16 protein-coding genes are annotated in these 18,953 nt (G+C 63.6%); 8 read left to right on the forward strand and 8 right to left on the reverse strand.

The features are described 5' to 3' along the window. The first annotated feature begins 96 nt into the window (after window positions 1-96). The 5 genes from FJQ89_RS01950 to FJQ89_RS01970 all read left to right on the forward strand — a co-directional run bounded on the left by FJQ89_RS01950 (window position 97) and on the right by FJQ89_RS01970 (window position 6,356). Window positions 97-2,256 (forward strand): TonB-dependent receptor plug domain-containing protein, encoded by a 2,160-nt coding sequence (locus tag FJQ89_RS01950; RefSeq protein ID WP_243136360.1) that lies wholly within the window; start codon window positions 97-99, stop codon window positions 2,254-2,256. A 117-nt stretch (window positions 2,257-2,373) separates the two neighbouring features. Next, complete coding sequence (locus FJQ89_RS01955; RefSeq protein WP_141168817.1) at window positions 2,374-3,612, forward strand: DEAD/DEAH box helicase; 1,239 nt, start codon at window positions 2,374-2,376, stop codon at window positions 3,610-3,612. Window positions 3,613-3,678: 66 nt separating this feature from the next. Then, on the forward strand, window positions 3,679-4,296 hold the full coding sequence (locus FJQ89_RS01960) for an LON peptidase substrate-binding domain-containing protein (RefSeq protein ID WP_099759537.1): 618 nt from the start codon (window positions 3,679-3,681) through the stop codon (window positions 4,294-4,296). A 142-nt stretch (window positions 4,297-4,438) separates the two neighbouring features. Next, complete coding sequence (locus FJQ89_RS01965; RefSeq protein WP_141168818.1) at window positions 4,439-5,182, forward strand: DNA-binding protein; 744 nt, start codon at window positions 4,439-4,441, stop codon at window positions 5,180-5,182. A gap of 226 nt (window positions 5,183-5,408) precedes the next feature. Next, window positions 5,409-6,356, forward strand: a complete 948-nt coding sequence (locus FJQ89_RS01970; protein WP_141168819.1) for a cupin-like domain-containing protein — start codon at window positions 5,409-5,411, stop codon at window positions 6,354-6,356. A gap of 148 nt (window positions 6,357-6,504) precedes the next feature. On the opposite strand, the gene FJQ89_RS01975 is transcribed toward FJQ89_RS01970, so the two are convergent. Continuing rightward, window positions 6,505-7,416, reverse strand: a complete 912-nt coding sequence (locus FJQ89_RS01975; RefSeq protein ID WP_141168820.1) for a DMT family transporter — start codon at window positions 7,414-7,416, stop codon at window positions 6,505-6,507. A gap of 51 nt (window positions 7,417-7,467) precedes the next feature. On the opposite strand from FJQ89_RS01975, the gene FJQ89_RS01980 reads away from it, so the two are divergent. Next, window positions 7,468-8,025 (forward strand): helix-turn-helix domain-containing protein, encoded by a 558-nt coding sequence (locus FJQ89_RS01980; RefSeq protein ID WP_141168821.1) that lies wholly within the window; start codon window positions 7,468-7,470, stop codon window positions 8,023-8,025. Window positions 8,026-8,040: 15 nt separating this feature from the next. Further along, entirely contained in the window at window positions 8,041-8,952 is a 912-nt protein-coding gene (locus tag FJQ89_RS01985) for an ADP-ribosylglycohydrolase family protein (protein WP_141168822.1), read from the forward strand. On the opposite strand, the gene FJQ89_RS01990 is transcribed toward FJQ89_RS01985, so the two are convergent. The 4 genes from FJQ89_RS01990 to trpS all read right to left on the reverse strand — a co-directional run bounded on the left by FJQ89_RS01990 (window position 8,949) and on the right by trpS (window position 13,567). After that, complete coding sequence (locus FJQ89_RS01990) at window positions 8,949-9,404, reverse strand: methyltransferase domain-containing protein (protein WP_243136362.1); 456 nt, start codon at window positions 9,402-9,404, stop codon at window positions 8,949-8,951. The two genes, FJQ89_RS01985 and FJQ89_RS01990, sit on opposite strands and share 4 nt — an antisense overlap. A gap of 90 nt (window positions 9,405-9,494) precedes the next feature. Next, window positions 9,495-10,748, reverse strand: a complete 1,254-nt coding sequence (locus FJQ89_RS01995) for a voltage-gated chloride channel family protein (RefSeq protein ID WP_141168824.1) — start codon at window positions 10,746-10,748, stop codon at window positions 9,495-9,497. 33 nt (window positions 10,749-10,781) lie between these two features. Further along, window positions 10,782-12,371 carry a pyridoxal-dependent decarboxylase gene (locus FJQ89_RS02000; RefSeq protein ID WP_141168825.1) on the reverse strand — a complete coding sequence of 530 codons (1,590 nt, stop codon included), beginning with the start codon at window positions 12,369-12,371 and terminating at the stop codon, window positions 10,782-10,784. A gap of 119 nt (window positions 12,372-12,490) precedes the next feature. Further along, window positions 12,491-13,567, reverse strand: coding sequence for a tryptophan--tRNA ligase (gene trpS / locus FJQ89_RS02005; RefSeq protein WP_243136364.1), 1,077 nt, complete (start codon window positions 13,565-13,567; stop codon window positions 12,491-12,493). Window positions 13,568-13,884: 317 nt separating this feature from the next. Here trpS and FJQ89_RS02010 point away from each other — a divergent pair, with 317 nt between their 5' ends. Next, a complete protein-coding gene (locus tag FJQ89_RS02010) occupies window positions 13,885-15,840 on the forward strand; it encodes a CocE/NonD family hydrolase (protein ID WP_141168826.1) in 1,956 nt (651 codons plus the stop codon). Here the strand turns inward: FJQ89_RS02010 and FJQ89_RS02015 are convergent. The 3 genes from FJQ89_RS02015 to FJQ89_RS02025 all read right to left on the reverse strand — a co-directional run bounded on the left by FJQ89_RS02015 (window position 15,837) and on the right by FJQ89_RS02025 (window position 18,904). Then, on the reverse strand, window positions 15,837-16,694 hold the full coding sequence (locus FJQ89_RS02015; protein ID WP_141168827.1) for a DMT family transporter: 858 nt from the start codon (window positions 16,692-16,694) through the stop codon (window positions 15,837-15,839). The two genes, FJQ89_RS02010 and FJQ89_RS02015, sit on opposite strands and share 4 nt — an antisense overlap. A gap of 7 nt (window positions 16,695-16,701) precedes the next feature. After that, window positions 16,702-17,523 carry a substrate-binding periplasmic protein gene (locus FJQ89_RS02020; protein WP_141168828.1) on the reverse strand — a complete coding sequence of 274 codons (822 nt, stop codon included), beginning with the start codon at window positions 17,521-17,523 and terminating at the stop codon, window positions 16,702-16,704. A 100-nt stretch (window positions 17,524-17,623) separates the two neighbouring features. Beyond that, entirely contained in the window at window positions 17,624-18,904 is a 1,281-nt protein-coding gene (locus FJQ89_RS02025; RefSeq protein WP_141168829.1) for a TCR/Tet family MFS transporter, read from the reverse strand. Between the last annotated feature and the right edge of the window lie 49 nt (window positions 18,905-18,953).

Consider the following 18,953-nt stretch of genomic DNA (forward strand, 5'->3'; position numbering starts at 1 on the left):
TTAGCCATTTTTATTCAGCCAACTTTTTTTAGCCAGGTCATGATGCCACGCCGTTGCCTCCGTCTTACCGTCCTTTGTTCCGCCGTTTTACTTGCCTTGAATGCCCAGGCCCAGCAATCCGAAACGCTCGCCACCGATAACGCCGCCGCGCCGCTGAAGGCTGAAAAGCCAGCTGCGCCCGCCATGCAGAGCGTCGAAGTCAAGGGCAGCGGCTATGATCCGCGCCGCGACGATACGGCCAGCAAGATGGTCGTCGGCAGCGAGGAAATCCTCAAGTATGGCGACACGAATGTCACCGACGTGCTCAAGCGCTTGCCCGGCATTACCGTGTCCGGCGCGGCCGGGCGCTCGGGCGGTGAAATCCGCATGCGCGGCCTGGGCAGCGGCTATACGCAGATATTGCTCAACGGCGAACGGGCGCCGGCCGGCTTCTCGCTCGACACCCTGTCGCCCGACGTGATCGAGCGCATCGAGATTTTGCACGCGGCCAGCGCCGAATACAGCACGCAATCGATCGCCGGCACCATCAACGTGGTGCTGAAAAAGGCCGTCAAAACAGCGCAGCGCGAGCTCAAGCTGGGTGTACAGGGCAGCGACGTGAGTTTCTCGCCCAGCGTCAATCTGCAATTGTCCGACCGAGACGGCAATTTCTCGTATTCGATGGCCGGCTCGCTGTTCCGCTACGATTACCACTACGACAATCCCGGACTGGAACTGGGCTATGCACCTGACGGCCGGCAAAACCTGCTGCGCCGCACGAATGGCACCGGCGATGGCCGTCCGGAGGGCATCAATCTGTCGCCGCGCCTGAACTGGGTGCTGGCCGGCGGCGACAATCTGACGGCGCAATTCTTCTTCAATGGCGGGCGCTCGAATCATCGCAATATCAGCCGCGCGCAAACAGAGCAGGGCTTGCGCCCCGACTACGACACGAATACGGGCAGCTCGAGCAACCACAACGCTTTCGGCCGCAGCGACCTGACGTGGATGCACAAGCTGGCTGGCGGCGCCAGGCTGGAACTGAAAATCGGCGCTTCGGCCGCCCGCAATACGTCCGACAGCCTGCAGCAGGGCTTTATCGACGGCAGCGGCCTGGCGCTCGAGCGCCAGGTGGGCGTGAAGGCGACGGAAAACGGCGTCAGTTCCACCGGCAAGTATTCCACGCCCTTGCTGCCGGGCCATGCCCTGTCCATGGGCTGGGATGGCGCGCACACGCAGCGCGACGAAACGCGCCGCCAGCGCGAAGCGGCCCTGGGCGCGCGCCCGCCCGTCAACAGCGACGAGGGTTTCGACGCCACCATCAAGCGCCTGGCCCTGTTTGTGCAGGATGACTGGGAAATCACGCCGCGCTGGTCCATGTATGCGGGCGTGCGCTGGGAAGGCATCGATACGCGCAGCGCGGGCGATACCTACGACGAAGTGAATCAGCGCACCAGTGTGTGGAGTCCGTTGCTGCAAACCCTGTGGAAGTTACCCGATACCAAGGGTGACCAGGTGCGCCTGGCCTTGACGCGCACCTACAAGGCGCAGCCTACGGCGAGCCTGATTCCGCGCCGCAATACCTCGACCAATAATAGCCAGACGGACCCCGATCGCGAAGGCAATCCGTATCTGAAACCGGAGCTGGCGCTGGGCATCGATGCTTCGTACGAACATTACTGGGCCGAGGGCGCCTTGCTCAGCGCGCGCGCCTCGGCCCGCCGCATCGACGGCTATACGCGCCAGGGCTTGCTGTTCATCAATGACCGTTGGGTATCGACGCCCGTCAACGATGGCCGTGCGAATACGCAGACACTGGAGCTGGAAGCGAAGTTTCCGCTGCGCGCCGTATTGTCCGCGCCCGTGCCGGCCATCGACTTGCGCGCCAGCGTCAGCCGCAACTGGTCGCAAGTGGAGCAGGTACCGGGGCCAAACAACCGGCTCGACCAGCAAACCCCCGTCAGCGGCAACTTCGGTCTCGACTACAAGACGCCCGATGGCGTGCTGACCACGGGTGGCAGCTTCAATTTCCGCAATGGCGGCCCGGTGCGCATCACCGAGCGCCAGAGCGCCTATACGTCGCCGCGGCGCGACCTCGATATTTATGCGCTGTGGAAATTCGATGCGAAGAACCAGCTGCGCCTGGCCGTGTCGAACTTGCTGGCGCAAGACTTCGAAAGCGACACCATCTACACGGATGCCAGCGGCACGATAGCCCGCAACAGCATTTCGCCGAGTTCGCCGCAGGCGCGCGCGACCCTGGAAATGAAGTTTTGACGCGTTTGTTTTAACGGTGAAACCCCGGCCGGCATCCCCGCTGGCCTATAATCTCGGCAATTGCGCGCACGGCCCGTCCGTGCGCGTCACCTTTTACTTTGCCAAGATTGCTTCCCCATGATGTTTTCCTCCCTCGGCCTGATCGATCCCCTGGTCCGCAAACTCGATGAGCTCGGCTATGCCAAGCCCACGCCCGTGCAGGCGCAAGCGATTCCTGCCGTGCTGGCCGGCCGTGACCTGATGGCCGCCGCCCAGACGGGCACGGGCAAGACGGCCGGCTTTGCCGTGCCGCTGCTGCAGCGTTTGGCCCTGGAAGGCGTGGTGGCGCCGCAGTGCGTGCGCGTGCTGGTGCTGGTGCCCACGCGCGAACTGGCCGAGCAAGTCTATGCCAGTTTCCGCAGCTATGGCGGCAACCTGCCGCTGCGCAGTTTTGTCGCCTACGGCGGCGTGCCCATCGAGCCGCAGATCAGCAAATTGCGCAAGGGCCTGGACGTACTGGTGGCCACGCCGGGCCGCTTGCTGGACTTGCAGACGCAGGGCGCCGTCAAGTTCGAGCAAGTGCAAACCCTGGTGCTGGACGAGGCGGACCGCATGCTGGACCTGGGCTTCGAGCGCGAGCTTGATATATTGCTGATGACGATGCCCAAGCAACGCCAGACCCTGTTGTTCTCGGCCACCTTCTCGGACGCCATCCGCGCCATGGCGAAAACCATGCTGAAGGACCCCGTCTCGGTGGAAGTGAGCGCGCGCAACAGCACGGTCAAGGCCGTGAAACAGTCGGTCATCGTGTGCGACAAAAAACGCAAGCCGGAACTGTTTCTGCACTTGCTGAAGAAAAAGCGCTGGGGCCAGGTATTGGTCTTCGTCAAGACGCGCAAGGGCGTCGAGCTGCTGGTGAATACCTTGCTGGAGCAGGGCGTGCGCGCCGATTCGATCCACGGCGACAAGACGCAGCCGAACCGCCTGCGTGCGCTGGCCCGTTTCAAATCTGCCGAGGTGCAGGTGCTGGTGGCCACCGACGTGGCCGCCCGTGGCCTGGACATCGAGCAATTGCCCGTCGTCGTCAATTTCGACTTGCCGACGGTCGCCGAAGACTATATCCACCGCATCGGCCGCACGGGCCGCGCGGGCGCTTCGGGTGTAGCGATCTCGCTCGTCTGTGCCGACGAGGTGGAATTGCTGTCGGCCGTGGAAGCGCTGACGCGGCAAACCCTCAAACGCAACGAGGAGCCCGGTTTCGAGGCCGAGCACCGCGTGCCGGGCACGTCCGCCGGCGGCACCATCGAGAAGAAGGCCGTCAAGGTGCTGGCGCCGAAGGCGGCCGAGCGGGCCAAGAAAAGGCGCTTTTACAAGTAATCGGCGCAGTCAGGCTGACTAGGCAAGCGCGCAGCACGGATATGCCATTCGTGCCATCATGCGCCTATGACCTCGATACCTTTGTTCCCGCTCAATACGGTGCTGTATCCCGATGGCTATCTGCCCCTGCAGATCTTCGAGGTACGCTACCTGGACATGATACGCAAGTGCATCATGGGCGAGCAGCCGTTCGGCGTGGTGCAGCTGCTGGACGGCGCGGAAGTGCGCAAGCCGGGCCAGCAGGAAACGCTGGCCCCCGTGGGCACGCTGGCGCGCGTCATCGACTGGGCCGCGCCCTTGTCGGGCTTGCTGCAAATCAAATGCATGGGTATGCAGCGCTTTCACATCGTGTCCAGCGAGCAGCTCAAGCACGGCTTGTGGATGGCGCAGGTCGAAACCTTGCCGCCCGATAAGACCATTCCCATTCCGCAAGAGCAGCAGAACGTCGCCGACGCGCTCGGCGCGCTGATCCGCACCTTGCAGGAGCAAAAGATCCCGCCCGAGCAAATGCCCCTGCAGCCTCCTTTCCGCCTCGACGAGTGCGGCTGGGTGGCGAACCGCTGGTGCGAGCTGCTGTCCCTGAGCGCCATGCAAAAGCAATTGCTGCTGAGCCAGGATAATCCCGTGCTGCGCCTGGAACTGGTGCAGGACATGCTGACGGAAAATGGCCTGCTCGAAGAGTAAATCAGCTGAAGCCGCATGTTTTCTCACGCTTGCGTTGTGCAATTGCAATCACTATTGAGAAATACTTTACGCTTTGCCCCCGCTGGCATAAGATAGTGCCCCTGGGCAAGATTGCCTCGGGCAACATTCAAGAGCACACGACATGGCAAAAGTAAGCGCGGAACAGATCAATGCGGCAATGGAAGCGATGGCGGGCGCAGACCAGGCCATCACGGTGCGCGCCTTGCGCGAACGGCTGGGTAACGGCGCCTGTCTCGGCACCATCAGCAAGCTCTTGCTGCGCCGCAAGGCGGGTGCGCAACGCCAGATCGCTGCCGCCGCTGAACTGTCGCCCGTGCTGCAGCAAGCCATCCTCGATTATGTAGGACAGGAATTAAGCGCCAGCCACAGCGCGCACGAAGCCGAGATGAACGACAATCAACAGGAATTGATGGACCTGGCCAGCGAGAACGAGCGCCAGCAAGAGTTGCTCGACCTGCAGGCGGGCGAACTGGAAACCTTGCGCGGGGAACTCGAACGCGAGCGGCAAGTGGCGAACCAGGCGCGCACGGACCTGGCCAAGGCGCAGCTGCGCCTGGAAGGCTTGCCACGCCTGGAAGAGGCGGCCGAGCAGGCGCGCATGGATCTGGCCAAGGCGCAATTCAAGCTCGAAGGTATCCCGCGCCTGGAAGAAGCGGCTGAAGCGGCGCGCGCCGAACTGATCCAGGCCCAGCTGAAGCTGGAAAGCCTGACCCGCGTGGAAACGGAACTGGCGGCCGCCCGCCTGGAACTGGAAGCGGAACGCGAAGAGCTGGGCGAAACACGCGCCGAGCTCGACGAAGAGCGCACCCTGCGCATCAAGGCGCAGCAGTTCATCGTCGATCCCATCTTCAAGACCCCTGTCTGAGGACACCTGACCAAACCTGCTGCGCGTCGCGCTTTGCGGCTTGCGATGCTCACCGCGCCTCAGTGCGGTTGCGCTTCTTAGCCACAAATCACTGCCGCTCGCGACGGTTTTGTCAGGTGTCGATGCGTCGTAGGGAATCTGTCATGCGTGCTGAACGGGCCTTGCTGGCTTAGAATGGCGCACTGTCGCGCCATGCCGCGCGACGCCCTGATCGCAAAGAAGGTTTATGTCCGTAGAAAAAGAAGTGCCGCCCGAGCTTGCGGCCACCCCCATCGCGCCGCGCGCCTTGCCGCCCAGGCCACCAGTCGAATTCAGTTCGCCCGAAGCGGCACTGGCGCGCAAGCAGGCGCGCGAAGACAAGGATGCGCAGGTGCGCGGCGTCACCTCCATCGATGCCATGCGCGAGGCCATCAAGCAGACGGCGCGTGACTTGCCTGGCATCACCGAAGTGCCGCGCCTGGGCATGCAGGGTGCCGCCGCCTTCCGCGCGCGCGCCGCGCTCGGTTTGCCATTCCTGATGCGCGGGCTGGTGCAGCGCTGGCCCTTGTCCGGGATGGCGCCCGACGTCTTGCGCCAGCAGTTCAGCCACGTGCCCGTGCGTGCGCGGGTGGGCGACTACGTCAACACGGCGTTTGCGGCCGACCGCGCCATGCAGGATATGTCGATGGGGCAATACCTGGACCTGGTGGCAGAGGGCAAGTATGCGCTGCCGCCGTACCTGGGCAACCTGGAATTGCGTGAGCTGAACCGCCTGTGCCACTGGCCCACGTATTTCGACAAGATGGGTCCGCCACGTTTCTGGGTCGGCCCGGCCGGCACAGTGACACCGTTGCACTGCGATTACGACGACAATATCTTCGCGCAAGTGTGGGGCCGCAAGCGCATCTTTTTATCGCCGCCGCACCACGATGTCTTCCTGTATCCCAGCGAGGCGAACGCCATCCTGTTCGGTTCGCCCTTCGACCCGGAAGCGCCCGACTTCGAGCGTTTTCCCCTGGCGCGCCAGGCCAGCATGATCGAATGCCTCGTCGAGCCGGGTGACATGCTGTACGTGCCCGCCGGCTGGTACCACCAGGTGCGTGCGCTGACGTTTTCGCTGTCGTCGAACCGCTGGGCCAGGGCCGTGCCGCTGGCGCTGCATGGAGATATGGCGCTGCGGCGGGCCGAGGCCTAGAACGCCTATCAAAACCTACTGCGCGTCGTAATTTGCGGTCTGCGATGCTCACTGACTCGGCGTCCCCGTACCTTCGTACAGTTGCGCTTCTCAAGCCAACGGGGGCGCCGAGCCTTCCTTCCGCTCGCTACGGTTTTGTTAGGCGTTGTTAATCTGCTGGTGCGATGGCCTTGCCATCGGCACGCAGGCGCTTCGGCCGCCACTCGCTGAGGATGCCAGCAGCGATGATCAATATCCCTCCCACGATGGCCAGCGCGGGCAGGCGTTCACCGGCAATGCGCCCGATCACCCCGGCCCAGACAGGCTCGCCTGCATAGATCAAGGTGGCCTTGGTGGCGGAAATGCGCTTTTGCGCCCAGTTCATCACATACTGGATCAGTGCACTGGCGCAGCCCAGGGCCAGCACGCTGAGGATGAAAGTCTGGCTCAGGGCTGGCGGCGCTTCGCCCATGACGGGCATCAGCAGCAGGGCGATCAGGGATGCGGTTGCCAGTTGCACGATGGTCACGCGCAAGATGTTCAGTTGCGGCGAGACGCGGCTGATCAAAATAATTTCCAGCGCGATCGCGATGGCGCCCACGGCCGTCATCAGCTCGCCTTTGCCCAAACTCATGCTCAAGCCATCCGTTCCCGTGAGCAACAGCAAGCCCACGAAAGCCAGCACCACGGCCGCCCAGACGGCGGCGCGGGGCCGCTGTTTGAAGACCAGCCATTGCACCAGCGGCACGATGGGCACATAGAAGGCCGTGATGAAGGCCGATTTGCTGCTCGTGATATGCATCAGGCCATAGGTTTGCAGCGCGTAGCCGCCAAAGATGCTCACGCCGATGGCCATACCCGTCAGCAACTCTGCCTTCGTCAACTGGCGCAGCTGGCCCCGGCAAACGAGGGCGCCGATGCTGGCGGCCACGGCAAAGCGGGCGGCGACAAAGGCCAGCGGCCCGCTGACCGTCACGGCATGCTGCACGACAAGAAAAGTGCCGCCCCAGATGAAGGTAATGGCGATCAGGGCCAGCTCGGGCAGGCCGAGAGCGGGCGGGGGACTTGCGTGTGTTTTCATGGGAGGCTATGCTATGAGCAAAATATTTCCCATCATGATAGGAGCAATATATTGCGCAGTCAAGCCGAGGCCGGTGGCGTGCTGGCACACCTGGCCGCAAATCTGCGGCGCTTGCGCGTCGCTGCCGGCCTCAGCCAGGAAGAGCTGGCGCGCCTGTCTGGCCTCAGCCGGCGCATGGTCAATGGCGTCGAGGCGGGCAGCACCAACATCAGCTTGGCCAACCTCGACCACGTGGCCGCCGCCTTGAAAGTAGCCTTTGTCGACCTGGTGCGGCCGCCGCAGCAGCCGCACGACAGCCTGCGCGTGCTGATGTGGCAAAGTGCATCGCAAGCGAGTCAGGCCGTGCTGCTGGGCGCGGCGCCCGCCAGCCGCCAGGTGGAACTGTGGTCGTGGACCCTGGCGCCGGGCGAGCGCTATGATGCGCAAGCCGATCCGGCGGGATTCAGCGAAATGCTCTACGTGCTGGAGGGGGAATTACAGCTGGTGCTGGCGGCGGAAACCAGGCTGCTGGCCATGGGCGACTTTTTCGTTTTCAGCAGCGCGCAAGCGTATGCCTACGTGAATGCGGGTGCATCCACCCTGCGCTTTACGCGCAACGTGGCCAGCTAAGAGTCAATGGAAACCATGAATACGTCAACTTTGCACAACCGTTATCTGGGCGCCATGCTGGCGCTGGCCTGTGGCGATGCCGTCGGCACGACCGTGGAGTTTTCTCCGCGCGGCAGCTTCGCGCCTGTGACGGACATGACTGGCGGTGGGCCATTCGGCTTGCAGCCGGGACAATGGACGGACGATACTTCAATGGCGCTGTGCCTGGCCGAAAGCCTGGTCCAGAAAGGGGCGTTTGATCCGGCGGACCAGATGGTACGGTATCTGAACTGGTGGCAATGGGGCTATCTGAGCTCCACCGGCACCTGCTTCGATATCGGTGGCACGGTAAGAAGCGCGCTGGCCAGTTTCCAGGAAACGGGCAACCCCTGGAGCGGTTCCACGGCGCCTGACACGGCGGGCAATGGTTCGCTCATGCGCCTGGCCCCGGTCGTGTTGTTTGCTTATCCTGATACCGAGGCGGCCGTGGCCTATGCCGCCGATAGTTCCCGCACCACCCATGCGGCACCCGAGGCGGTCGAAAGCTGCCAGTTGTTTGCCGCCTTGCTGTGCAGCGCGCTGGCGGGCACGGCGAAAGAAGAGCTGATCGCGAGTATCGCGTACCGGCCTGCCGAACCCAGGCTGGTGGAGCTGGCTAGCGGTAACTTCATCGCCAAAACTGAGCAGCAGATACGCGGCACGGGTTATTGCGTGGAGTCGCTGGAAGCGGCACTCTGGTGCTTCTTCCATACCGACTCCCTGGAAGAGGCGGTGTTACGCGCCGTCAATCTGGGCGAAGATGCCGATACGACTGGCGCCATCGTCGGCCAGCTTGCCGGCGCCTATTATGGGGTCCAGGCAATCCCGGCGCGCTGGCTGGAAGTGCTGGCCATGCGCGGCGATATCGAAGAGCTGGCGGGCAAATTGTTCGAGCGCGCCCATGGCTAGCGCAGGCTACAGCCCACCAGCAACAGCATCGGCCGTTCCAGCTCTTCCGCCAGGGCCGGCTGCTGTGCTACCTGTTCGTCTGTCGGCCCCCATTCTTCCACGTGTTCCAGCTGGAAACCGGCGTGTATCAATGCGTTCAAGGTCGTGCCGAGGGTGCGGTGCTGCTTGATCACGCCCGGCGCCAGCCAGTCCGAGACGCGCGGGCCTTGCTGCTGGTAACTGTCGACGGGCCAGCGCTTGCGGCCCTGCGCATCGGCCAGCCAGCCAGGCTGGCGCGGCGCCATGAAGACCGGATGCTCGATGGAAAACACCAGCTTGCCGCCCGGCTGTAAACTCTGGCGGATGGCGGCCAGCAGGTTGGTGTAGCCTTCGATGTAGTGGAAGGCCAGCGAGCTGTAGACGAGGTCGTAGCTGGCCGGCGGCAAAACCAGTTGCTCCAGGTCCCGCCGCACATACTCGACTACCGCGTACTCCCCTATGGCACGCTATCGAGGCCGCCTACGGAGCAGGGGGAAAGGCGCCGTTGCCGTAGATATTCTCGGTCATGGTCCGAGATCCTTGCTGGCCGTGCGCTTGGCGTGGCCGCTGCGTTGCGCCCGGTAAATGCCTGCGTGGCCGGAAAACAGGTAGGCCACGACGCAGGCGATGGCCGCGTAGACGCCGATCTCCGCGCCGAACAGTTCCATCGCCATCAGGGTCGAGGCGATTGGCGTGTTGGCGGCGCCCGCAAACACGGCGACGAAGCCGATGGCGGCCAGCAAGGCGACGGGCTGGTGCAGCAGCGGCCCCAGCGCATTGCCCAGGGTCGCGCCGATGAAGAACAATGGCGTCACTTCGCCGCCCTTGAAGCCGGTGCCGAGTGAAACAATGGTAAATGCCATCTTGCCGAGGAAATCCCAGGCGGGCAGCGGTTCCTGCAGCGCGTCGACGATGGTGGGAATGCCCAGGCCGATGTAGCGATCCGTGCCCAGCAGCCACACGGCCAGCGCGACGACGAGGCCGCCTATCAGCGGGCGCAGTGGTGCGTAGCTGATCCAGCGTTTCATCAAGGCACTCAGGCCGTGCGTGGCTTGCGCGAATATTTTGCCGGTCAAGCCGAACAGCACGCCGGCGATCACCATGGCGCACAAGGTCCAGGCGGAAAGGGCGGGGATCAAAGGCACGGCGTAATGCGTATGCTGAATGTTGAATAACTGCCCCCACAACAGGCCCACCTGGTCGGCGATGACGGCGGCAGCCAGGCAGGGCAGCATGGCTTCGTAGCGCAGGCGCCCGATGGCCAGCACTTCCAGGCCGAAGAGGGCGCCCGCCAGCGGCGTGCCGAAGACGGAGGCAAAGCCGGCGCTGATGCCGGCCATCAGGATGATGCGCCGGTCTTCATTGTTCAAACGAAACATGCGGGTCAGCTGGTCGGCCAGCGCGCCGCCCATCTGCACGGCCGTGCCTTCGCGCCCGACCGAGGCGCCGAACAAATGCGAGAGTACCGTGCCGCCCAGCACCAGCGGCGCCATGCGCAAGGGGATGATTTTTTTCGGGTCGTGGATTTCATCGATGAGCAGGTTCGCGCCGCCTTCCACCGAGCTGCCATAACGCAGATACAGCCAGCCGACGGCGAAGCCCGCCACGGGCAGCAGCCAGATCAGCCAGGCGTGCGCCAGGCGCGTGCGCGTGGCCCAGTCGAGGGCGAACAGGAAACCGGCCGAAGCCGACCCCGCCAGCGCGGCCACGATGCTCGCGAGCAGCAGCCATTTCAACAGATGCCGTAACAGGTCGGTGAGCGCGCTCAGGCGGTGCATAGTGCATCCAGTCAGGGCTGATGGGTGAGTGTTTTACAGGCCCAGTTCCGCCACCAGCGCCTGGCCGATGGCGCGCTGCTCGGCCAGGATGGCGCGCAGGTGGTGGGGGCGCGTCTTGACATTCGTCATGACCACACGCAGTACATTGGTCGGGCCGGGGTAGCGCGTCGATTCCAGCACGGTGCGCGAGACAAAGCTGTGGCCTTGCGCCTTTTGCCGGTTTTGCAGTTTGGCGGTCAAGGTGTTCAGCTGCTGGTTCAGTTCCGTCGCCGCATCCAGCTGGCCGCTGGCCAGCAAGCTTTCCATGCGCTGGCGCAAGTGCGCGGGCACGTAGCGGTAAGTCAGAATGAAGGTGTCGGAACGCGTGACGAGTTCAAAATCCTGCTGGTCGGCCAGTAAGTCCTGCAGCTGGCCGGACAGGGTGGCTGCCTGCTGCAGCAGGGTGGTGTAGCCGGACACGCCGAGCACCTTGAACGAAGTCCACAGTTTCAAGGCGTCGAAGCGGCGCGAGCCTTCCAGCGACGTCTGGCCCAGGTCGCCCGAGTTGTCGCGCAAGATGTAGTTGGCGTTGTGTTTCAGCACGTTCAGGCTGGCGCTGTCCTTGAACAGCACCATGCTTTGCGCCATCGGGACCCACAGCAATTTATGCCCGTCGATGACGACGGAGTCGGCCAAGGCAATCCCGTCGTACAGCGTGCGGTATTGTTCGGCGATCAGCAGGGCTCCGCCCCAGGCGGCATCCACATGGAACCAGATGCTTTCGCGTGTGGCAATCGCCGCCATGGCGGCCAGCGGGTCGATGGCGCCCGTTTCCGTCGTGCCGGCGATGCCGATCATGGCAACGACCTTGATCTTGCGCAGTTTTAAATCGGCAATCGTCGCTTCCAGCGCGGCGACATCGATGCGGTTGTCGCGGTCGACGGCCACCAGGTGCAGGGCGTTTTCGCCGAGGCCCAGGGTCGCCAGCGCCTTTTTCACGGAATAGTGGCTGCGGGCTGAGCCGATGACGGCCAGCCCCGCATGGCCAGAATCCTGCATGGCGGCAAACAGGCCCCGCTTGCGCGTGCCCGGTAATTGTTTTTCGAGCGCCACGGCCAGCGCCGTCAGGTTGCCCATGGTGCCGCCATTGACGACATTGCCCAGCGCGCCGCTGGTGGCGGCCATCGCCTGCGTGTAGACCGCATCCGGTTGCTGGTAGACCTGGCGGTGCAGCCAGCCGAGGATCTGCTTTTCGATCAGGGTCGAGACATACGCCGTCTCGATCTTCACCTGGTTCTGGTTCAGGGTGGCCGTAAACGCCTCGGCCAGCACGCTGATCCAGGGCAGGGCCTGCGTCATGTGGCCGATGTATTGCGGGTGGTTCAGCTGGGCCGTGTTGGCCAGCACGGTGGTATCGAGTTCTTGCAGGAATGCCGCCACGGGCATGCCGTGTGCGGGCAGGCAAGTGTCGGACAGTTGCGTCAGCAGTTCCGCGTACGGCGTGTGCGGATAGGCCGTGTCGCGCTCGGCGGCCAGCCAGCCGCCCAGCATGCGCAGCGCCTGCTGCAGGGGCGCAGGCGAGCGTTGCAGCGCATCGATGGAAAAATGCTGCTGCAGCAGCTGTTCGACAGGGGTATCGGTCATGGCGCTTTGTCTTCTCTACGGATTGCTGGTGCCACGGTGACAAACGAATTGCGCCCAGGCGAAAGCGGGATTTTACCCGACTCCGCCTGGGCGCATCAGTTTGCCATTACTGCCCGTGATCAGAAGTAGTTCAGGCCCAGTGCCGACTTGACTTCATCGGCCGTGCGGGCCGCCACTTCGCGTGCCTTGAAGGTGCCTTCTTTCAACATTTGGATGACTTGACCCTTGTCCTTGGCGAACTCTTCGCGGCGGGCGCGGATCGGCGCCAGCATTTCCTGCAAGACCAGGTCCAGGCGCTTCTTGACGATGCTGTCGCCCAGGCCGCCGCGCACGTAATGGGCTTTCATTTCGGCCAGCGCCGTTTTTTCCGGGTCGAACGCGTCCAGGTACGTGAAGGCGATGTTGCCTTCCAGGTGGCCCGGGTCTTCCACGCGCAGGTGCAGCGGGTCTGTGTAGACTTTTTTCACGGCAGCCGTGATTTCGGCCGAGGTCGCGCCCAGGTTGATGGTGTTGCCCAGCGACTTGCTCATCTTCGCCTTGCCGTCGATGCCGGGCAGGCGGCCGATGTCGGGCACCAGCGCCTTGCATTCCATCAGCACTTCGCGGTTGTACATGCGGTTGAAGCGGCGCACGATTTCATTCGTTTGCTCGATCATCGGGATCTGGTCTTCGCCCACGGGTACCACGCCGGCCTTGAAGGCCGTGATGTCGGCCGCCTGGCTGGCTGGGTAGGTCAAAAAGCCGGCCGGAATGTCGCGCTCGAAGCCGCGCAGGCGGATTTCTTCCTTGACGGTGGGGTTGCGCTCGAGGCGCGCCACGGTGACGATGTTCAGGTAGTAAAAGGTCAGCTCGGCCAGTTCCGGGATTTGTGACTGGATGAAGACCGTGGTTTTCGTCGGGTCGATGCCGACGGCCAGGTAATCGAGCGCCACTTCGACGACATTGCGGTGCACCTTGTCGATGTCATCCATATTGTCCGTCAGCGCCTGCGCGTCGGCCAGCATGATGAATTGTTTGTAGCTGTTCTGGTAGCGGACGCGGTCGCGCAGGCTGCCCACATAGTGGCCCAGGTGCAAGGGGCCGGTCGGGCGGTCGCCCGTGAGGATCACGGATTGCGAAGCGATGGCGGCAGCCGACAGCGGTGCTGCCGGGGTGTCGTTCTGGTCTTGGGTATCTGGGGTGTTAGGCAAGCTCATCAAGTTTCCTTTTGAGCCGCCTGCATCGGGGATGATCCAGGCTGGAGCCTGTTACGCCACCGATCGAGGCGGCGTGGATCAAATTCACATCACTATAGAGTGGCCGCGCGAAAGTGAGCGGGACCACCAATTCAAGCAGGCGTGTTGTGACGGGATAAATTTCATGGCGTTATGGTTGCAGTTCGTACGCGTTCTGTCAAGTTGCGTGCCGTTTTATCTGCTGCTGCGCGTCAGAGGCTTGCCTTATGCAAAACTTGCTTTCCGGGTACTATTGCCGTTCGGCCACTTTTACGTGGCATGAATCATTGGAGAACAGTATGCGCGTGTCGTCCCCCGTCCGGCTCACCGGTCTGGCCTTGGTATTGAGTACCACCTTCAGTTCCTTGTTTGCAGTACCGGCGCTGGCGCAAACGTCGCCGATGACGCCCGATATCGGCGCCAGGCTGGTGATGCCCGACGTCAATGATTACGTCAAGCGCGTGGTGATGATCCCCATGCGCGACGGCGTCAAGCTGTACACGGTGATCGTCGTGCCGAAAGGCGCGCAGCGCGCTCCCATCATGCTCACGCGCACGCCCTACAATGCGGCCCGCCGCGCCCAGCGCGCCGCCAGCCCCAGCATGCTGGCCACCTTGCCGCAGGGCGACGATACCCTGGTGGAAAACGGCTACATCCGCGTGTTCCAGGACGTGCGCGGCAAGCATGGCTCGGAAGGCGATTACGTGATGACGCGCCCCGTGCGCGGTCCGCTCAACCATACCAAGGTCGATAACGTCACCGATGCGTGGGACACCATAGCCTGGCTGGTGAAAAACGTGCCGGAAAGCAATGGCAAGGTGGGCATGCTGGGTTCCTCGTATGAGGGACATACGGTGCTGATGGCCTTGGTCGACCCGCATCCGGCGCTGAAGGTGGCCATACCCATGAGCGCTATGGTCGATGGCTGGCGCGGCGACGACTGGTTCCATAACGGCGCCTTCCGCATGCCCAGCTTGTCGTACATCGCGGGGCAGACGAGCGTGCGCGGCGGCGGCGAATCGCCGGTGCTGGGCGTCTACGACGACTACGACGCGTATCTGCGCATCGGCTCGGCCGGTGACTACGCGAAGAAATTTGGCATCGACAAGCTGACCTACACGAAAAAGCTGTTTGAGCACCCGGCCTACGACAGTTACTGGCAGGAACAGGCGCTCGACAAAATCCTCGCCAAGCGCCAGCTGATCGTACCCACCATGCACGTGGTGGGGCAGTGGGACCAGGAAGACATCTACGGCCCCTACGCCAGCTACACGGCGATGGAAGGGCGCGACACGCGCAACAACCTCAATTACCTGGCCATCGGCCCATGGCGCCATAGCGGCGTCAACTATGACGGTTCCAGCCTGGGCGCCCTGAAGTTTGACGGCGACACGGCGCGCCAGTTCCGCGAAAAAGTCATGCAGCCATTCCTCAATCAATACCTGAAGGATGGCGCGCCGGACGCGAACACGGCGCCCGTGGTGTCGTACCAGAGCGGCACGAACCAGTGGCAGCGCCTGCAGCAGTGGCCGCTGGCCTGCGAGACCTGCGACACCAAGCTGACGCCGATCTACCTGCAGGATGGTTACAAGCTGGGCTTTGCGGGGCCATCGGGCGCTGCGGATGCGGCGCAAGGCGCCTTCGACGAATACGTAGCCGATCCGGCGAAACCTGTGCCGTTCGTGGCGCGTCCCGTGCGCCTGAACGATGGTGACGTGTGGAAGCCATGGCTGGTCAGCGACCAGCGCGGCTATGCCGACCGCACGGACGTGCTCAGCTATGTTTCCGAACCGTTGAAGACGGCCGTGCGCATCGCCGGCGCACCGATGGTCAAGCTGTTCGCCGCCACCAGCGGCACGGATGCCGACTGGGTGGTGAAACTGATCGACGTGTATCCGGACGAAGTGCCGTCACAGCCGGCCATGGGTGGCTACCAGCTGGGCGTGGCGATGGACATCTTCCGCGGCCGTTACCGCGACAGCTTCGAGCACCCGACGCCGATTCCTGCCGGCAAGGTCGAGCGCTACCGTTTCGCCTTGCCGAACGCGAATCACGTCTTCCTGCCAGGCCACCGCATTGCCGTGCAGGTGCAGTCGAGCTGGTTCCCCCTGTACGACCGCAACCCGCAAACCTTCGTGCCGAACATCTTCCTGGCCCAGCCGGGCGATTATAAAAAGGCCACGCAGCGCGTGTATCACGCGGCAGGGGCGGCCAGCGCCATCGAGTTGCCGATCGCGCCGCTCGACGCCCGCTAGCCCACGCGCATCAGCATTGCACCTGCCGCGATCAGGGCGATGGCCAGGTAGCGGCGGGGGCTGATTTTTTCGCGCAGGAACAGCGCGGCAATGGCGATGGCGAACAGAATCGACGTCTCGCGCAGGGCCGCGATGGCGGCCACGGGCGCCTGCGTCATGGCCCACAGGGCCAGGCCATACGAAGCGAGGGTGCCGAAACCGCCAAACGCGGCCAGCCGCCATTGCGTTTGCGCATACGCCAGCAGGCCGGCGCGGCGGCGCAGCAAAGTCCACAGCAGCAGCCCCGCGCCGTTCAAGACAAAAATCCACATCGTGTAGGCGGCTGGCGCACCGGACAGGCGCACGCCGATGCCGTCGATCAGGGTATAGCTGGCGATGACGCAGGCGTTGCCCAGCGCAAAGGCAGTGGCGCGTCCCGTGTTTTGCGCGATGCCAGGCGTGGCGGGCGTGCGCGTGGCGAAATACAGGCCGAAGATGCCTGTGCAGATGCAGGCGACGGCGCCCATCTGCATGGCGGACAGACGCTCGCCGATCAGCGGCCAGCTGGCCAGCGCCACGAGCAGCGGCGCGCTGCCGCGCATCAAGGGGTAGGCGTGGCTCATGTCGCCCGCCTTGTAGGCGGCCGCCAGCAGCGAGTAATACGCCAGCTGCGCCACGGCCGAGGCGGCCAGGTAGGGCCAGCTGGCGGGGGAGGGAGCATGAACAAAGGGCAAGACGGCCAGCGAGATCAGGGCCGCGCCGACGGACACCAGCACGGTCGTGAGGAAAGTATCCTTGCCCGACTTGACGATGGCGTTCCAGCTGGCGTGCAGCAGGGCGGCAAATAAAACGACGGCGACGACCAGACCCGACATGCAAGCCTTAGCGCGGGCGTATGCTGAGCGAGAGCAGTTCCTGGCGGTGATGACGCTGGAAGGCGTCCATCACGGTGCCCGAGCGGCCCGCCTTGTCCAGCAATTCGCGCAGCGTGGCCTGGTCTTCCGCCGTCAGGGACTTGCGCGACAGGTAGACGCCGCTCATGCCCCACGGCAGCTCGGGCAGCGCTTCCAGGCGCAGGCGGTCGGCCAGGCCGTACACGCGCGCATCGTTTTGCGCCACGCCGGCGAGGATAGTCGGACTCATGATGGTGGCGTCGATGAAGCCGCTTTGCATCAAACGCGCCACGGAGAGTGCATCGACTTCGTAGAACAGGCGTCCCTGGCTGCTCAGCTCCTTCGCCAGCGCCTGGTACTGTGCGCCATAGTCGTAGCCGCGCACCAGCGCCACGCGCAATTCGCGCCGCTCGATGAGTTCCTGCATGGTGTTGATGGACGTGCGCGCGCCCTGCAGCGAGATCAGCAGGGGGCGGCTGCCCAGCATGGGGATGAACAGGCCATGCTGGTCGCGCCGCGGCGTGCTGCTGGCCGGAATCAGCAAGTCTGCCTTGCCCGCCTCGAACATCGCTTCCAGGCGCGCGCGCGGCACGGGCGTGAAGATGAAATTGCAGCCCAGCTTGGCGCCCATGCTGCGCAGCATGTCGGGATAGATGCCGCTGATGCTGGCGCCATTGACTACCACGCTGGCGCCGATGGCCGAGACGGGGACCTGGATGTCGCGCGAGCATTGCGCGCCTGCCAGCGATGGCAGCGCCAGCGCCAGCAGGGCTACGGTTCGGCGCCAGGCGCTGGAATAAAAGTCAGTCATACCCATCCTTGCTTGCCATCGAATCGCGGGCGTCGGCAACGCCCGCTTGATTCTCTCATTCTCGCCTATTTATTTCCTAAGTGCAATATTATCTTGCCGACTACTTTGTGGTGGAAACCGCAAGTCTGGCCTGGCGTTGTGCCTTGAAGTAGCGCCAGGCCACCACGATGCCCAGGGTTTGCATGATGGCGCACAGATAGAAGGTGCTGCCGATGCGCCAGTCTTGCGGCGGCAAGTGGCTCACTTCACCGAGGATCATGCTGCCGAGCAAAGGCATGATGATGATGCCCAGGCTGCTGATCGACTGCAGAGAGCCCATCAGTTCTCCCTGTTCGCTGGCGGCGGATGCCTTCGAGATGATGCCTTGCAGGGCCGGGCCGGCGGCAAAGGCCAGCAGGTTGCACAGGATCAGCGCATACATCATCCAGCCCTGGGTGGCCAGGCCGTACAGCAAATAGGTCAGGGCGCCCGAAGCCATGCCCAGCAAGGACAGGCGCACTTCGCCAAAACGCTTGATCAAAATGCCCAGCAAGCCCGCCTGCACCACAGCCGCGCACAGGCCCACGCAGAACAGGGCGATGCCGTTCTGGCGCGGCGTCCAGTCGAAGCGGAAATGCGTGTACAGCACCCAGGTGGTGTTGAGCATCATTTGCGCAAACGTCATCAGGCCGAAGGCCAGCACCAGCCCGCGGATCTCCACGCGGCGCACCAGTTTCAGCAGGGCGGCAAACGGATTGATGCGCGTCCAGGTAAATGGCGCGCGTGGCCCCGGCTGCAGCGATTCGGGTACGCAGAAATAGCCGTAGATGAAATTGGCTGCCGACAGGCCCGCCGCCACGTAAAACGGCAGGTGCAGATTGATCTCGCCCAGCAGGCCGCCCAGCATGGGGCCGCAAATGAAGCCCAGGCCAAAGGCGGCGCCGATCTTGCCGAAGCTCTTGGCGCGGTTGTCGTGCGTGGAAATGTCGGAAGCATAGGCGGACGCGACCGACATGCTGGCCGACGAGACGCCGCCGATGATGCGGCCGATGAACAGGCAGGCCAGGTTCGGCGCCCAGCCCGTGGCGAGAAAATTGACGCCCATGCCGGCCATCGAGTACAGCAGCACGGGACGGCGTCCCACGCGGTCGCTGATGGCGCCCAGCATGGGCATGAAGATGAACTGCAGCAAGCCGAAGACGGCCGCCATGATACCGTACCAGAACGCCTGCGCCTCCTTGCCGCTGACAAAGTCGCCGATCAGGATAGGCAATACGGGCACCACCAGGCCGATGCCCAGCATGTCGATGAAGACGCAGACGAGGATGAAATTGAGGTTGCCGGCGCTCTTTAGGGCGGGGGCTGACGGGGAATGGCTGTCGTGGCTGGTTTTATCGGACATGCATGCTTTCGGCGCGATAGCTGAGGCTTGCATTATAGACAGCATGCGC

The sequence above is a fragment of the Janthinobacterium tructae genome, from assembly GCF_006517255.1.
GTDB classification, from domain to species: domain Bacteria; phylum Pseudomonadota; class Gammaproteobacteria; order Burkholderiales; family Burkholderiaceae_D; genus Janthinobacterium; species Janthinobacterium tructae.

What these genes read in the sequence shown, in the direction of transcription:
- FJQ89_RS01955 (WP_141168817.1), top strand. Translation starts at nt 2,374, where the DNA reads ATGATGTTTTCCTCCCTCGGCCTGATCGATCCCCTGGTCCGCAAACTC.
- FJQ89_RS01960 (WP_099759537.1), top strand. Translation starts at nt 3,679, where the DNA reads ATGACCTCGATACCTTTGTTCCCGCTCAATACGGTGCTGTATCCCGAT.
- FJQ89_RS01965 (WP_141168818.1), top strand. Translation starts at nt 4,439, where the DNA reads ATGGCAAAAGTAAGCGCGGAACAGATCAATGCGGCAATGGAAGCGATG.
- FJQ89_RS01970 (WP_141168819.1), top strand. Translation starts at nt 5,409, where the DNA reads ATGTCCGTAGAAAAAGAAGTGCCGCCCGAGCTTGCGGCCACCCCCATC.
- FJQ89_RS01975 (WP_141168820.1), bottom strand. Translation starts at nt 7,416, where the DNA reads ATGAAAACACACGCAAGTCCCCCGCCCGCTCTCGGCCTGCCCGAGCTG.
- FJQ89_RS01985 (WP_141168822.1), top strand. Translation starts at nt 8,041, where the DNA reads ATGAATACGTCAACTTTGCACAACCGTTATCTGGGCGCCATGCTGGCG.
- FJQ89_RS01995 (WP_141168824.1), bottom strand. Translation starts at nt 10,748, where the DNA reads ATGCACCGCCTGAGCGCGCTCACCGACCTGTTACGGCATCTGTTGAAA.
- FJQ89_RS02000 (WP_141168825.1), bottom strand. Translation starts at nt 12,371, where the DNA reads ATGACCGATACCCCTGTCGAACAGCTGCTGCAGCAGCATTTTTCCATC.
- trpS (WP_243136364.1), bottom strand. Translation starts at nt 13,567, where the DNA reads ATGAGCTTGCCTAACACCCCAGATACCCAAGACCAGAACGACACCCCG.
- FJQ89_RS02010 (WP_141168826.1), top strand. Translation starts at nt 13,885, where the DNA reads ATGCGCGTGTCGTCCCCCGTCCGGCTCACCGGTCTGGCCTTGGTATTG.
- FJQ89_RS02015 (WP_141168827.1), bottom strand. Translation starts at nt 16,694, where the DNA reads ATGTCGGGTCTGGTCGTCGCCGTCGTTTTATTTGCCGCCCTGCTGCAC.
- FJQ89_RS02020 (WP_141168828.1), bottom strand. Translation starts at nt 17,523, where the DNA reads ATGACTGACTTTTATTCCAGCGCCTGGCGCCGAACCGTAGCCCTGCTG.
- FJQ89_RS02025 (WP_141168829.1), bottom strand. Translation starts at nt 18,904, where the DNA reads ATGTCCGATAAAACCAGCCACGACAGCCATTCCCCGTCAGCCCCCGCC.